The organism is Oribacterium sp. FC2011 (assembly GCF_000701645.1).
GTDB lineage: Bacteria > Bacillota > Clostridia > Lachnospirales > Lachnospiraceae > Oribacterium.
In genome coordinates, this window is the sequence record NZ_JNJM01000007.1 from 22,913 (window position 1) to 37,559 (window position 14,647).

A 14,647-nucleotide genomic window follows, 5' to 3' on the forward strand; every position below is an offset into this window, starting at 1 on the left:
GTGATAAAGAATATTTTACATCATTAATATTTTATGGACAATTTATCAGGAATAAAATATTTTCTCCGTCCATAAACGATTAACAATATCCAGCCACTGTTTGCACTGGTCGCTCCAACTTGCAACGTGTGGATCAGCAATCCTGTTTTTTTGAGGATCCTCCACAGCAGGTGTTGCCAGGCTCAAGCCATGAACTCCTTGTGGATATAAGTGGAGCTCTGCAAATACTCCATTCCTTATAAGTCCATTCATAAAATTCATTGACGCCTGAACAGATACTTCTTCGTCTGTTACTGTGTGCCAAAGAAATGAAGGAGGGGTGTCACCGGTAATGTATTTTGCCACTTCAAGGTATTCGAACATTTCTTCATCATCGCCACACAGGCATTTGACAAGCTCATGCCCATCAAAATCATGTAATTCCGTCACTGCGTATGAAAGGATCATCGCATCCGGTCTTATTGTTTCTGCAGTAAGACCAAGACCCAAAGTCTGGTCATTCCAATGAACCCCCAATGATGCCGCAAGATGTCCACCGGCAGAAAAACCACAGACTGCTGTAAATGTGTTATTTCCTTTATCTTTTGCAATCTCTCTGACCTTGGAAACAGCCAAAGCCAACTGCTTAAGAGGTGTTTTTCCAAGCGGAGCATTCTCCATTCCTACAGAATAATTCAGAATGTAACACTGATACCCGGCCTTCTCAAACTCTCTTGCAACAGGCCATCCTTCCCGGGGACTTAGCCAGAGGTAAGCTCCTCCGGGACATATCACGACAGAACCTTTGGGCTTACCGGTCATTTCTTCATATAAAAGTTCCGCACCGGTTTCATCAATTTTGATACTGCTTATCATACTTCAACTCCAAATCCAAAGAACTCGTTTGTATTCCGAATGCAGACGTCCTCTATGATTTCTTTCAGATTTTCCTCTGAACCAAAATACTCACCTCTTTCGCATAATTCACCTAGGTAGTTACAGAAGACTCTTCTGTAGAGTTCGTGTCTGGGATAAGAAATAAAGGATCTGGAATCAGTTAACATACCTACGGACAATGAGACCGGATACAGATTTGCACATGCCTTAAACTGTCGCTCAATGCCAAACTGCTGATCATTGAACCACCAGGGAGCACCAAGCTGAACCTTGGACTTTGTACCGTTATCGCAGAATCCGGCTGCCAGTATAGCCCAGGTTTCTATTTTTGTTCCGTCAAGAGGATATAAAATAGTTTTTGGAAGTTCACCCGCAATTGTCAGTCTGTTAAGAATCTCACCAACAGAAGTTACACCGGCCTGATCATCACAGCAGTCATAACCTGTAGACTGTCCCACATTCTGAACTCCGGTAGTATTGGCATCAAGATACGTGCCGATATGCAATTGCATGACATATCCTTCTTTGTTGTAAAGCTTGCCCATCTCTATAAGGAACGCACTCTGATACTGATCCACTTCTCCGGCTGTCAGAGTTTCATTCTTTCGAGCCTTCTCAAAAATAGTATCGATTTCCTCCTGAGTGTAATCAGCAAATGTAAAGTGAGGGATACCATCATCGGATACGGTTGTGCCTGTAACTTCTTTAAAATACTGAAGTCGTCTATCAAGGGCATCAAGCATGGTTTTAAAAGATGTGATCTCAATTCCTGCCGCCTCTGATAATTGCTTTAAATACGAGTCAAATGTAGGCAATTCGATAAACATCGCCTTATCCGGACGAAACGCAGTAATGACTCTTGTGGCTGTCTTCTGCTCATTCAGTTTTTTATGCCACTCCAGATCATCAACAGGATCTTCCGTTGTAGATACCAGCTTTACATTTGAATGCTCCATGCACCACTGTCTCGTCATGTGCTTCTCATGTATCATCTTTTTTGTCTTCTGATATATTTCCTCGGCGTTCTCCTCTGTCAGAGGTTCGTCAATGCCAAAATACCTTTTCAGCTCAAGAGCACACCATATAAAAATCGGATTTCCGACCATCTTGGGCAACACCTTAGCGAATACAAGAAACTTCTCGTGAAAATCTGTTTCTGTTCCTGTGATGTATTTCTCCTCAATACCGAAAGTTCTCATTGCACGCCATTTATAATGATCACCTTCAAGCCACATCTCACCAAGATCTTCAAATTCATGATTCTCATACATTGCCTTTGGAGAAATATGGCAATGATAGTCAATGATAGGCATGGGCTCAGCATATTTGTGATAAAGTTCTCTTCCTGTTTCATTTGTCAGAAATAGTTCTTCTGAAAACTTATTGTTTAATTTCATTTTTAATGCCTCTCTCATAGAAATCAAAAACCAATCAATGCACCACCATCTACCGGGATACAGGAACCGGTAATGTAACGTGCTGCCCTGGAACACAGGAAGGCACATGCCATTCCGATATCCATTGGATCTCCAACCGTCTTAGCCGGTATTCTGCCCATAATTTTTGCAAGTCGCTGAGGATCAGTATCAACCGCTTTATGGAACATGGGGGTGTCAATCCATCCCGGTGCAACCGCATTTACAGTTATGCCAAACTCTGCAAGTTCTGCTGTCAAAACATGGATCATACCAAGAAACCCTGCTTTGGCTGTGGCATATCCGCATACCTGAGGCTGTCCGATATAAGAAGTCATTGAAGCCTGAAATATGATACGTCCGTGCTTTTGTTCCTTCAGATAAGGAACAACTGCCTTTGTCATTGAGAAAGAACCTACAAGCTGCACATCAAGAACACTCTTGTAGTCATCAACAGTCATATCCCATATAAACTTCTTACAGTGATTTCCGGCATTGTTCACAAGTATCGTTACCTTGCCAAAATCCTTCACTATTTTTTCAACAAGCTCCGGAGCATATTCTGTATTGGAAATATCATGCTCGTAAAATCTAACATTATCACCAAACTCTTCCAGTGCCTTTTCATACTTTCTGCTGACCACAGCAACCTTTGCACCGGCAGATACAAGACATCTTGTAATAGCAAGACCCAATCCTGTACCGCCACCGGTTACGATCGCAACTTCACCGTCAAGATCGTACCATTCGTTCATGTGAAATCCATTTATTTCCTCTTCTGTAAATGCAGCCATTTTTATTACCCCTCTTTTTCGTTAGCCTTCCTCACATTTTCTGTGGATGGCAACAGTATTCTCTTGATATTTATAGGGAATAAAGAATTCTTTATGTCCCAATGCTTCAGACTTAGTTTCTTTTCCGTCAGCAATTTCAGCAACATATCTTGCAAGATCATCTGCCATTTCTGCCATACTCTTTGTGCCTTCCAGAATAGGACTGGCATCAAACTCCATGTCTTCAGACATACGCTCGAAAGTCTCATGGTTACCTGTTATCTTCACACAGGGACCAACTGCACTTCCGACAACACTGCCCCGACCCGTAACAAGAAAAACCATATGTGCACCGCAGCTTATAAGATCCATCAGGCCTTCATTGTCATTCGGATTGGTGATACCGAACTGCATCCAGTAAGGATCCGGTGTTGAATCCAGAAGCCATAATCCTTCCTTTTCCGGGCGTTGTGCTACTTTCAGCACACCCTGAATCTTACCGGAACCACTTTTTACAATAGCACCCATGGACTTCTCTTCGATGGTTGAAAGCCCACCCGCAAAGTTGCCGGGACTTACCGAATATTGATTTACCGACTTACAATACTCCAGTGCTTTATCATAGGTATATGCAATCTCTTCTTTTGCCTTTTCTGTAGCTCCGCGTTTCACAAGTACATCCTTAAGTCCGACGGCTTCAACAATCTCTTCAAAAATTGCCGTTCCCCCAAGACTTGTCAGTTTGTCAAAAAAACGGCCGACAACAGCATTACCGGCAAGCCCTGATGTATAATCAGAACCTCCGCACTCGGCACCGATAACGAGATCCTTCCAGGTCATAGGCACTGTAGGAGTGCTCCTGAGTTCACGAATTGCCCAGGAAGCCCAGGATTCGCCTTTTTGTATTGATAACCTTGTTCCACCTTCTTTTTGGATAAACATCCAGGAAGATAATTTTCCTTCCTGTGTAGCGATATCCGCAAGCCATTCAGGCTGAATGTATTCGCAGCCTAATCCGACAGCGAGGACTGCGCCAACATTAGGATGACGGATCATACTGATCAGCATATTGATGGCATACTGATTATCAGTACATCCATCAAATCCAACAAGTTCCACATCCCGAGAATTTGTCCTTTCAACAATCTGTCTTGCTACAAATTCCGAACATTTTACTGTGTAGATAACCAATACCCTGTTCCGAATACCGGGTCTTCCGTTTTTTCTTTGATATCCTCTAAAGGTTAATTCTTCCAGTTTCACAGCTCTGTACCATGCCTTTCGGTTATTTGTAACTCATATCCTTCGGAGCACCTGTAATAGCATCCAGATGGCTTGAACGCTCATCGTAGTTCGATGCCATCTCTTCAAGATGCACCCATGATCCCTTAGGGATATTCTTTATGGCGTGACCGATCACCACTCCATACTTTACGATGTCTTCTCCATCGCTTATGTCACGAAGAGCAATTTTATGTCCTACCGGGATATCAGTTACGGCTGTTATCTCTTTCTGTTCAGTATCACCTATTAAAGGAACGGTACTACCCGCCTCAAGAGCTGTAAGAGCTACCGCAACATTATCCTGCAGGTTTACCTGAAAAACTTTTTCATTCATTCTACTCACCATGCTCAATTGTCTTTACGACCATATGCTGAAGGAAAACGAATCCATCAAAGGATACCGAATACTTTAAACGCTTCTGTCGCTGACATACCGCCCTCGATGGCTTTTCTTACCTTCTTTTCACCCATAGCTTTTTCCAAAGCCTTTTCCAGAACCTCATCCTTTATTTCCTTAGGGATGATCAGAACTCCATCAATATCACCAAAAACCAGATCTCCGTCATGGATCGTAACCTGACCAATCTCAATCGTACATCTCATATCACAAACATAAGTACGAACAGAACTATCCTGGGCCCAGCATTGAGTTGCAAATACAGGGAAGTTCTGCGACAGAACCTGAGGTGTATCTCTTGTGTATCCGTCCAGTACCGCACCTGCTGCCCCTCTTGTTTTAGCCGTTGCAGTGAGAAGTTCGCCCCACAGTGCGGAATTATGCGCACCTGTTGCCACATATACTTCATTTGGTTTAAGCTGGTCCAATGCCTCTGTAAGAAGTCCAAACGGCTTCTTCGGAGCTTCGAACACATCATTTTCAAGAATTGTACATGCGTATCCTGCAACCTTAAGTCTGTTATCCGGCTGTGTTCTGTCTATATATGCGTCAGCCGGTACAAGAGCCTCCAAGGGACGAATGTTTGCAGGTAAAAACTGATGCTTGTAACCCATCTGATCCAATATATCTCCCACAACGGGTGTATATAGTTTTTCCTTCATCAGCGTAAACATTTCTTCATCGTTATTCCAAAGCTTAGCCATTTTATGCCTCCATTAATATGCCAACATTGGCAGCCACATAAAGGACTGCGGGAAATATGTGAGGATAAGAAGTGCGATACCCATTACCAGATAGAAGGGAATCATTGCCTTCGACAGCCTCTCCAGACTGATACCTGAAATCGCAGAACCAATGAATAATGTTGATCCTACCGGAGGTGTCAGAAGCCCGATACCGAGATTCAGAACCATAACAACACCAAGATGAATAGGTGACAGTCCAAGAGAAATCCAAATAGGAAGAATGACCGGTGTAAGCATTAGAATCAGACAAGCCATCTCGATCAGACATCCAAGGATGAGCATCAAAATATTCAGAAGAACAAGTATCATGATCTTATTTGTTGTAAATGAGAACAGCGCGTTTGTAACCATTGTTGGAATCTTCAGATATGTAAGAAGATACGTAAACGCTCCGGATACACCTATAAGGATCAGGACCTTACCAAGCATCATGGTTACATTATTGAAGATGCGTGGAATATCTCTAAACTTGAATCCTTTATAAATAAAGAGTCCAACTGCCATAGACCATACAACAGCTACTGCCGCAGATTCTGTTGTAGTAAAAATACCTGCTACGACACCGACTACAACAATCAGAACTGCTGCAAGTCCCCAGATAGCACGGATAAAGGATTTTGCGCAAGCCTTGGGAGAAAATCTTCCGGTTACAGGGATATTATTTTTCTTTGAGTAATACCATGAATAAATCATCAGAACTACAGAAAGAACCGCACCGGGCACATAACCTGCAAGGAAAAGCTGTCCTATGGAAACAGTTGTTACACCTGCTGCCGCAAGTGTATAGATGACCATGTTCTGAGATGGAGGAACCAAAATTCCCTCTACGGAAGAAGCCATTGTAAGTGCTGTTGAGAATGGTCTGTCATAACCCTGCTCTTCCATCATCTTTATCTCGATGGGTCCTAAGGATGCACAGTCAGCGGAAGAAGAACCTGAGATTCCTCCAAAAAAAAATGAAGATACAACGTTAACCATTGCGGCTCCGCCTCTCACCCAACCAACCAGTTCCTTGGAAAAATCTATCAGTCTGTCTGTTACACCACCTGCACTCATAAGTTCACCCATAGTTATGAAAAACGGGACAGCCAGCAGTGTATATGAATTCAGATTTGATACAAACTTCAGTGCCATCTGCATCGGATTGATCCCTAAGTAGAAAAAGTCTACAAGAGAAGCAAATCCGATAGCATATACGATAGGAACACGAAGAAAAATCAGAACTATAAAAATCGCTATAAGCAGAAATGTTGCTATTGCTGTTGTGCTCATTTCTGATCAAACCTCCTTACCCATTGAGAAATCAGTGCGAATATGTAAAACACTCCCGTAACAGGAAGTGAAAGATACATATATGCATATCTGATATTGATACCGGCCATTGTATTGGTTCTTGACTGTTTCATAAGCTGCATTCCATACACGATCATAAATATGGCAAATATCAGAATACAGATTTCACCAAGAATATCAGTTGCAATAAGAGCCTTTTTTGACATCTTTTCATCGAACATGGTTACTTTCAGGTGCTCATTGGAACGTACAACCAGAGCAGATCCAAGGATACTCATCCAGGTTAAAAGAAAAAGAGAAAGCGGCTCGCCCCACATAGGTGAGTTATGCAATACGTATCTTCCAAGGAATATATAAAAAACAATACAGATAAGTGCGCCGAGCATAGCGGCGCAGAGATACTTGAGAAATTTAAAGACAAAAGCGTCAACTTTTTCCCATAATCGAACGAAATCTTTCATGAAAACGCCTCCGGTCATAGACCAACAACTTTGTTCTTACAGAAAAAGGGAAGGGCGCGATTCCTCACAGCCCTCCCTCGCGCAAAATGCATATTTACGTACTTCATACGGGCGTGCCACGAATTATGTTTCCCACTAATGTGCAAATGCACACCGAAGAAGACATATGACACTCATACCTTATCAGTACTGACCGCTTGCTAACTTCTTGATGGTCTCCTGCTCAGCCTCTGAGTATGTGGCATATACACTCTGGCAAGCCTCCTGCCACTTATCAAGATCTGCAACATCAATCCTTGTAACACCCTTGTCAGCAAATGAATCAAATGCTGCCTGTTCCTGCTTCTGATTGTACTCATAGCAAGCTGCTGAAGCTGCTTCTGCTGCCTCATTCATCCAACCCTTCTGCTCATCTGTCAAAGAATTCCACTTATCCTTATTCATAAGGATAACGCCGCATCCAAATGTGTGAGCATCTGTGATGAAGTAAGGAGCAACTTCATTAAATGAGTTTGAAAGATAGGATGTAACACCATTCTCTGCACCGTCTACTACACCTGACTGAAGAGATGTATAAAGTTCAGAATATGCTATAGGAGTTGCAGAAGACTTAAGAGCATTCATAGTGTTTACCATGAGGTCTGTCTCAGGAACACGGATCTTAAGTCCGTTCATCATATCAAGAGTAAATTCACTCGGTGATCCAAGCTTCTTATATGTATCCTCTGTGATGAACATTGATCTTGGGCCTTCAACCAGCCAGCCAAGAGCTACATAACCACAATCATCTGTATCTACAGAATCAAGCATCTGCTGACCAAGATCAGAAACTGCCATATCATGGAACTGCTCCATATCCTTGAAAAGATAAGGAAGACCTGTAAGAGCAATTGTTGGAGCACCATAGTTGGAAAGTGAAGATGCATTACCACGGAAAATATCGAGTGTTCCCATCTGTATTCCCTGCATGGAAGTCTTCTCATCTCCAAGTGTTCCATTTGTGTAAAGGTCGATAGTGATCTGACCGTTGGAAACTTCATTTATCTTTTCTGCGAATGCTTTTGCACCTACTGTTGCACCGTACTCATCGCCGTTTACCTCTGACCACTGAAGTACAAGTGAATCAGCTGCAGGTGCTGCCTCTGCAGGCTTTGCTTCTGCTGATGCTGCAGGTGCTGCTGTTTCTGCAGGCTTTGCCGCCGTGGTTGCTGCCGGCTGAGATCCGGAACCACATCCTGCAAGAGACATAACCATCAGGCCTGCCAAAACTCCAGACAATACATTTTTCTTCATTTCATAATCCTCCTTAAAATGATCACGACTATTTTTGTAATCCTGTCTTTGGACCAAAAATACGTTATTGAACAAACACGTTAAAACTTGTTGTATATCAGATAAAACGTTTTTGTTTATTTCTGCATCTAAACTATCACCGTATTAATGAAGTGTCAATAATTACTCACATTTTAGTTGTTTTAGTAAAATTTTTTGTACATTTTCACTCAACACAGGTTATCTTTTTTGGTAATTCGGAAGAAAATACTATTAATTTTGTTCGCTTAATAGTGTTTTTTATTTATTCTGATATACTTAAACAAAACGTTTTAGTAGTACGTTTATGTTGAAATTCCTTGAAATATGGAGGAGACCTATGATTATCAAAAAATTTGAAAGCTGGTGGGTAGAACGAGGCAAATGCCTGTTTGATGAAAAGCGTCAGGGAGGCGCAAAAATGGGCTGGGACGTTCTTGTCATCAAGCTTACTACAGATACCGGCATCGAAGGAATCGCCACCTGCATGGCTGCCAGATCAGGAGCTGTTTCCGAGTCTTATTTAAATGAAACTGTTGCACCGGTTGTATTAGGAAGAGATCCCCACGACAGAGAGGCAATCTTCCAGGAGCTTTGGGTGATAGACAGACACGAAGCATTCTTCCCGGTATTCCTTCCAGGACCTGTAGATGTAGCACTTTGGGATATCTGTGCCAAGGAAGCGAATCTTCCTCTTTATAAGTACATTGGCGCTTACAGAGATTCTCTTCCGGCATATGCCAGCTCCAACTTCCTTCCTACAATTCAGGATTATGTTGACGAAGCGCTTCTTTATAAGAGCAAAGGTCTGAAGGGGTACAAAATGCACCCTGCAGGACCTGTAGAGTTCGATATGGCTGTTCATCAGGCTGTCCGCGATGCTGTCGGTCCGGATTTCGCTCTCATGACTGATCCTGTTGGTGATTACACCATTGACGAAGCCGTTCGCGTCGGCAGACAACTGGAACGTCTGAATTTTGAATGGTTTGAAGAACCATTCCGTGATTTTGAATTATATAAGTACACAGAATTGTGTAAGACACTGGATATTCCTATAGCAGCAACAGAAACAACCAGAGGCTGTCATTGGGGCGTCGCACAGGTCATCAACCAGCACGCTGCCGATATTGTTCGTGCAGACGTTTCCTGGAAAGACGGCGTAACAGGCACATTAAAAATAGCACATCTTGCAGAAGCATTCGGCCTCAATGTCGAGATACATACTACAACAATGAACTATATGGATATGGCCAATCTTCATGTAAGCTGTGCTATTAAGAACTGCAAATATTTTGAATACTTTGTACCGGAAGACAATTACCGTCTCCCTATGAAGGGCGATCTCCCCATAGATGAGAACGGTATCATCCACGTTCCGGACAAACCGGGTGTCGGAGCAGAGCTTGACTGGGATCTCATTAAGAGCGCCTGCCACAACTATATCTGCCAGGAAGTATAATCCGAAAGATCATTAATAGAAGATCATCGCACCGACATTACTCTTTTCATACATCGGGAGGTTGCTCTTAAATACCACGTCAGCACCAACATAGACTATTTTGGATTCAGGCTCCTTACCATTGACAAGATAGTCTGTCAGGACGCGAATACCGTAATAACCCTGAGCATAAGGATTTTTCTGGATAACGTTATTAAAAACACCCTTTCTGACACGCTCCTGAGTATCTTCAGAAAGGTCAGAACCCACAGAAAAAATATCAACCTTACCTGATTCTTCCAGGGCCTGTCCCAAAAGGTAGGTTCCCTGCGAAAATACCGATGCACAAGCAGCGATGTCGGGGCGCATAACTTCTCTGAGGATATGGAGATAATTTGCATTTTCAATACTCCACGAGAAATCTTTATACACCAGATTTTTGATGTTATTCTCATTCAGATATGCATCAAATCCTCGGACGATCTGAGAATGTGAATGGAATTTGGGATTACCGGCCAAAAGGAAGATACTACCATACGACATTATCCTGGAAGTGATCAGTTCCGCCATGGTTCTGCCGATGACCTCGTAATTACACTCAACGCAGCAAAGGTAATCAGTGTTTTCACGATATGAGTTCAGAAACACCACGGGTATTCCTCTACTATCGATAAACTCCCAATCACTTTCAGAAACAACTTCCAGATGTCCCGCCGAGAGATAACCATCGATTTCACCGGTGTGCAGCATCTCATGTACCTTTTGCGCTATTTCATCGTGTTGATGTGAATGATATGGAATTTCAATGAATTCAGCATTTGCAATATGTGCTGATACATAGTCATGGATTCCCTGCCACATGGGCGGATAGAAAAAGCTGTTATCTCCCTGCACCCCCGGCAGGACTATCAGGATCTTCTGTCTTTTACGTTTCAAAGACGCAGCATTTTCGTTTGGCTGATAGCCCAGCCTCTCTGCTACCTCTTTTATGAGAGCTCTTGTAGATTCACTGACACCTTTTTTTCCACTAAGTGCGATGTGAACCGAACTAATGCTGACTCCTGCTGCTTCTGCAACATCTCGGATTGTGGCATTCATTATATGCACTTCCTTTCCCTTAGGATAAGTTTCATATAAATCTTTTCATATCAAGAAATATGCAGTCATTATAACATAGAGAATTTTAATTATTAAAGTAACCTTATCTTTTGTCTGTGGCACAGCGTAATAATCCAAAACGTGCCGCCATATAAAATACATCATTCGCAAATCAGGAGGTAATTAAATCATGGGTGAACTTACAGGATATGCCGGAATCGTAACAGGCGGTTCAAGCGGCATCGGTCTTGACATTGCAAATATTCTGGCTTTACAGGGTGCGACGGTCTACATAATTTCCAGAACCGGCAAAGTTAAGGATGGTTTCCCTGACAGTGTGGCCGGCACCATACATATCAAAGGTGACATTAACGATAAAGCCGCCATGACAAAGATTATTGCAGAACTTGCAGATAAACACGAAGGACATTTTGACTTCCTCGTCAACAACGCAGGAACCACTTATAAGTGTGTTGCTCAGGAAGTACCCGAAGAAGAATTTGATCGTGTTCTGGATACTAATGTTAAATGCGTCTTCACTATGTCACAGCTCTGTTATCCTTATCTGAAAAAAAGTCCTTTCAAAGGCAGGATCATCAATATCTCCAGCATGAGTGCACACCTTGGATTTTCACTAGTTGTTCCCTACTGCACAAGTAAGGCAGCCGTTTGTGGATTGACAAGAGGTCTTGCCATAGAATGGGCAAACGATAACATCTGTGTAAACTCTATTGCTCCCGGCTGGTTCCACTCAAAAATGCTGGATGAGGTTATGGATGACAAACGCAGACAACAGATCCTGAACCGCATCCCTGTACATGATTTTGGCGACACCAAAGACTTGGGTGCAATGGCAGCTTTCCTGATCGGCCCTCACGGAAAATATATCACAGGACAGGACTATGCACTCGACGGCGGCGCACTCGCATTCGGATACTAAAGATGACCGGATATGATACACATTTTTTGCGTATCATATCCGCTTTTTTATGCCTTTTTCCATCTGTTCAAAATGTCGTTAACCACAATATCTTGCGTTTTACTTACAATGCACTTCTACATATTGAACCTTCGATCCCTTTGTGTTATCGTTAAATTATCACAAAAACACAGGGGGAGGGATCCTATGTATCAGGTAGTTAAAAGAGATGGCGCTATAGTCGAGTTCAATATTTCCAAAATATCCGCAGCCATCACAAAGGCATTTGAAGCTTTAGAGAAGGAATATCATTCAAGCGTAATCGACCTTATTTCGCTTAGAGTAGCTTCAGATTTCGAGACCAAGGTCAGGGATGGCAAGATCACCGTGGAAGAGATTCAGGACAGTGTAGAGAAGGTTCTCTCCGAGTCCGGTTACTCCGATGTTGCAAAGGCATATATTCTCTATCGTAAACAGCGTGAGAAGGTACGTAATGTCAATTCCACCCTCCTTAACTACAAGGATATCGTGGATGACTATTTAAAGATCAATGACTGGCGAGTAAAAGAGAATTCAACTGTCACCTATTCTGTTGGCGGTCTCATTCTTTCAAATTCAGGTGCCATCACGGCCAATTACTGGCTTTCAGAAGTATACGATGATGAAATTGCCAAGGCTCACAGAAGCGCTGCCATTCATATCCACGATCTCTCCATGCTGACCGGCTATTGCGCAGGATGGTCACTGAAACAGCTTATTATGGAAGGTCTCGGCGGTATTCCGGGTAAGATCACATCTTCACCTGCAAACCATCTTTCTACTCTCTGCAATCAGATGGTTAACTTCCTTGGAATCATGCAGAACGAGTGGGCAGGCGCACAGGCTTTCTCATCCTTCGATACTTATCTGGCTCCTTTTGTAAAGGTGGATAATCTTTCCCAGAAGGAAGTTAAGCAGTGCATACAGTCCTTTGTATATGGCGTAAATACACCAAGTCGTTGGGGAACACAGGCTCCTTTCACAAATATCACTTTGGACTGGACAGTTCCTTCCGATCTCAGAAACCTTAATGCCATTGTTGGCGGAAAAGAACTTGATTTTACCTACGGCGACTGTCAGAAGGAAATGGATATGGTAAACAAGGCATTTATCGAGATCATGATCGAGGGCGATGCCAACGGACGCGGTTTCCAGTATCCTATCCCGACATATTCCATCACACGTGATTTCGACTGGTCTGAGACAGAGAACAACAAGCTTCTGTTTGAAATGACTGCCAAATACGGAACACCTTATTTTTCAAACTACATAAACTCTGATATGGAGCCTTCAGATGTCCGTTCAATGTGCTGCAGACTCCGCCTTGATTTAAGAGAGCTTCGTAAAAAGAGCGGCGGTTTCTTTGGTTCCGGAGAGTCAACAGGCTCTATAGGAGTTGTTACTATCAATATGCCGCGTATAGCATATCTTGCCTCTGACGAAGCAGACTTTTATAAGAGACTCGATCATCTTATGGATATCGCAGCAAGATCACTCCACACCAAGAGACAGGTCATCACAAAGCTTCTGGAGCAGGGTCTGTACCCATACACCAAGAGATATCTCGGCACATTTGCAAACCACTTCTCTACCATAGGTCTTATCGGTATGAACGAAGTCGGCCTCAACGCAAACTGGATCGGTGCAGATATGACTGATGAACGTACACAGAAGTTCTCACAGGATGTTCTCAACCACATGAGAAACCGCCTGTCAGAGTATCAGGTTCAGTATGACGGTGAGCTCTACAACCTGGAAGCAACTCCTGCAGAGTCCACAACCTATCGTTTTGCAAAGCATGACAAGGAGCTTTATCCTGAGATCATCACAGCAAACATGGACGGAACTCCTTACTACACCAACTCATCACACCTTCCTGTTGGATATACTGAGGACATTTTCTCAGCACTTGATATCCAGGATGAGCTGCAGACTCTTTACACCTCAGGAACCGTGTTCCACGCATTCCTTGGTGAGAAGCTTCCTGACTGGAAAGCAGCTGCCAGCCTTGTAAGAAAGATTGCAGAGAACTACAAACTACCTTACTACACCATGTCACCGACATATTCAGTATGCAAGGAGCATGGTTACCTTACAGGCGAACAGACAGTATGTCCTCACTGCGGTGCAAAGACAGAGGTTTACAGCCGTATCACCGGCTACTACAGACCTATCGCCAACTGGAATGACGGAAAGGCTCAGGAGTACAAAGACCGCAAGGTTTATAATCTCGGAAATTCCAAGCTGACTCACGAAGGACTTAAGATGAAGCCAAAGGCTGAGACCAATGCTATCAAGCCGGAAAATGAAACAAACACAATTTCATCTCCTTCTGCCGAAGATACCATCATGCTGTTCAAGACTCCTACATGTCCTAACTGCAAGATTGCCGGATCACTTCTTGACGAAGCAGGCGTACATTATGAGATCATGGATGCAATGGAAAATCCTACACTTGTAGAAAAGTTTGGAATCAAACAGGCTCCTACTCTTGTTATCTCATCCGGAAACAGCTATGAGAAACTTCTCGGAGTATCAGACATCAGAAGCTGGTTAAGCAGCGGCAAGGTATTTAAGGCCGGGGCTTAAAACGGTTT

At 43.0% G+C, this 14,647-nt stretch carries 13 protein-coding genes; 3 read left to right on the plus strand and 10 right to left on the minus strand.

All coding sequences use genetic code 11. The features are described 5' to 3' along the window. Positions 1-45: 45 nt before the first annotated feature. The 9 genes from T357_RS0106955 to T357_RS0106995 all read right to left on the minus strand — a co-directional run bounded on the left by T357_RS0106955 (position 46) and on the right by T357_RS0106995 (position 8,538). Positions 46-855, minus strand: coding sequence for an alpha/beta hydrolase (locus T357_RS0106955; RefSeq protein WP_044916384.1), 810 nt, complete (start codon positions 853-855; stop codon positions 46-48). Then, the gene (uxaC, locus tag T357_RS0106960) at positions 852-2,273 is read right to left on the minus strand and encodes a glucuronate isomerase (protein ID WP_031550167.1); all 1,422 of its coding nucleotides are present in this window, start codon (positions 2,271-2,273) and stop codon (positions 852-854) included. Before uxaC ends, T357_RS0106955 begins: the two co-directional genes overlap by 4 nt. 23 nt (positions 2,274-2,296) lie before the next feature. After that, a complete protein-coding gene (locus T357_RS0106965) occupies positions 2,297-3,085 on the minus strand; it encodes an SDR family NAD(P)-dependent oxidoreductase (RefSeq protein WP_081828081.1) in 789 nt (262 codons plus the stop codon). Positions 3,086-3,106: 21 nt separating this feature from the next. Next, positions 3,107-4,327 (minus strand): UxaA family hydrolase, encoded by a 1,221-nt coding sequence (locus tag T357_RS0106970; RefSeq protein ID WP_031550173.1) that lies wholly within the window; start codon positions 4,325-4,327, stop codon positions 3,107-3,109. A gap of 22 nt (positions 4,328-4,349) precedes the next feature. Continuing rightward, positions 4,350-4,682, minus strand: a complete 333-nt coding sequence (locus T357_RS0106975; RefSeq protein WP_031550176.1) for a UxaA family hydrolase — start codon at positions 4,680-4,682, stop codon at positions 4,350-4,352. A gap of 56 nt (positions 4,683-4,738) precedes the next feature. After that, positions 4,739-5,449: an RraA family protein gene (locus T357_RS0106980; protein WP_031550178.1), complete on the minus strand. Its 711-nt coding sequence runs from the start codon at positions 5,447-5,449 to the stop codon at positions 4,739-4,741. Positions 5,450-5,461: 12 nt separating this feature from the next. After that, a complete protein-coding gene (locus T357_RS0106985; protein ID WP_031550181.1) occupies positions 5,462-6,763 on the minus strand; it encodes a TRAP transporter large permease in 1,302 nt (433 codons plus the stop codon). Then, positions 6,760-7,245, minus strand: a complete 486-nt coding sequence (locus tag T357_RS0106990) for a TRAP transporter small permease (RefSeq protein WP_242840075.1) — start codon at positions 7,243-7,245, stop codon at positions 6,760-6,762. The genes T357_RS0106985 and T357_RS0106990 overlap by 4 nt, the downstream gene beginning before the upstream one ends. Positions 7,246-7,428: 183 nt before the next feature. Then, the gene (locus T357_RS0106995; RefSeq protein ID WP_031550187.1) at positions 7,429-8,538 is read right to left on the minus strand and encodes a TRAP transporter substrate-binding protein; all 1,110 of its coding nucleotides are present in this window, start codon (positions 8,536-8,538) and stop codon (positions 7,429-7,431) included. 358 nt (positions 8,539-8,896) lie between these two features. Here T357_RS0106995 and T357_RS0107000 point away from each other — a divergent pair, with 358 nt between their 5' ends. Continuing rightward, positions 8,897-10,015, plus strand: coding sequence for an enolase C-terminal domain-like protein (locus T357_RS0107000; RefSeq protein ID WP_031550189.1), 1,119 nt, complete (start codon positions 8,897-8,899; stop codon positions 10,013-10,015). Positions 10,016-10,027: 12 nt separating this feature from the next. Here T357_RS0107000 and T357_RS0107005 read toward each other — a convergent pair whose 3' ends face one another. Beyond that, positions 10,028-11,092, minus strand: coding sequence for a LacI family DNA-binding transcriptional regulator (locus T357_RS0107005; RefSeq protein WP_031550192.1), 1,065 nt, complete (start codon positions 11,090-11,092; stop codon positions 10,028-10,030). A gap of 190 nt (positions 11,093-11,282) precedes the next feature. On the opposite strand from T357_RS0107005, the gene T357_RS0107010 reads away from it, so the two are divergent. Beyond that, positions 11,283-12,032, plus strand: a complete 750-nt coding sequence (locus T357_RS0107010) for an SDR family NAD(P)-dependent oxidoreductase (protein ID WP_031550195.1) — start codon at positions 11,283-11,285, stop codon at positions 12,030-12,032. Positions 12,033-12,218: 186 nt separating this feature from the next. Next, on the plus strand, positions 12,219-14,639 hold the full coding sequence (locus T357_RS0107015; protein WP_031550198.1) for a ribonucleoside triphosphate reductase: 2,421 nt from the start codon (positions 12,219-12,221) through the stop codon (positions 14,637-14,639). Positions 14,640-14,647: the final 8 nt, after the last annotated feature.

Bases quoted from the DNA above. Each gene is read 5' to 3' on its own strand.
- T357_RS0106975 (WP_031550176.1), bottom strand. From the start codon at position 4,682: ATGAATGAAAAAGTTTTTCAGGTAAACCTGCAGGATAATGTTGCGGTA.
- T357_RS0107015 (WP_031550198.1), top strand. From the start codon at position 12,219: ATGTATCAGGTAGTTAAAAGAGATGGCGCTATAGTCGAGTTCAATATT.
- T357_RS0106985 (WP_031550181.1), bottom strand. From the start codon at position 6,763: ATGAGCACAACAGCAATAGCAACATTTCTGCTTATAGCGATTTTTATA.
- T357_RS0106955 (WP_044916384.1), bottom strand. From the start codon at position 855: ATGATAAGCAGTATCAAAATTGATGAAACCGGTGCGGAACTTTTATAT.
- T357_RS0106980 (WP_031550178.1), bottom strand. From the start codon at position 5,449: ATGGCTAAGCTTTGGAATAACGATGAAGAAATGTTTACGCTGATGAAG.
- T357_RS0106995 (WP_031550187.1), bottom strand. From the start codon at position 8,538: ATGAAGAAAAATGTATTGTCTGGAGTTTTGGCAGGCCTGATGGTTATG.
- T357_RS0106990 (WP_242840075.1), bottom strand. From the start codon at position 7,245: ATGAAAGATTTCGTTCGATTATGGGAAAAAGTTGACGCTTTTGTCTTT.
- T357_RS0107010 (WP_031550195.1), top strand. From the start codon at position 11,283: ATGGGTGAACTTACAGGATATGCCGGAATCGTAACAGGCGGTTCAAGC.
- T357_RS0107000 (WP_031550189.1), top strand. From the start codon at position 8,897: ATGATTATCAAAAAATTTGAAAGCTGGTGGGTAGAACGAGGCAAATGC.
- T357_RS0107005 (WP_031550192.1), bottom strand. From the start codon at position 11,092: ATGAATGCCACAATCCGAGATGTTGCAGAAGCAGCAGGAGTCAGCATT.
- uxaC (WP_031550167.1), bottom strand. From the start codon at position 2,273: ATGAAATTAAACAATAAGTTTTCAGAAGAACTATTTCTGACAAATGAA.
- T357_RS0106965 (WP_081828081.1), bottom strand. From the start codon at position 3,085: ATGGCTGCATTTACAGAAGAGGAAATAAATGGATTTCACATGAACGAA.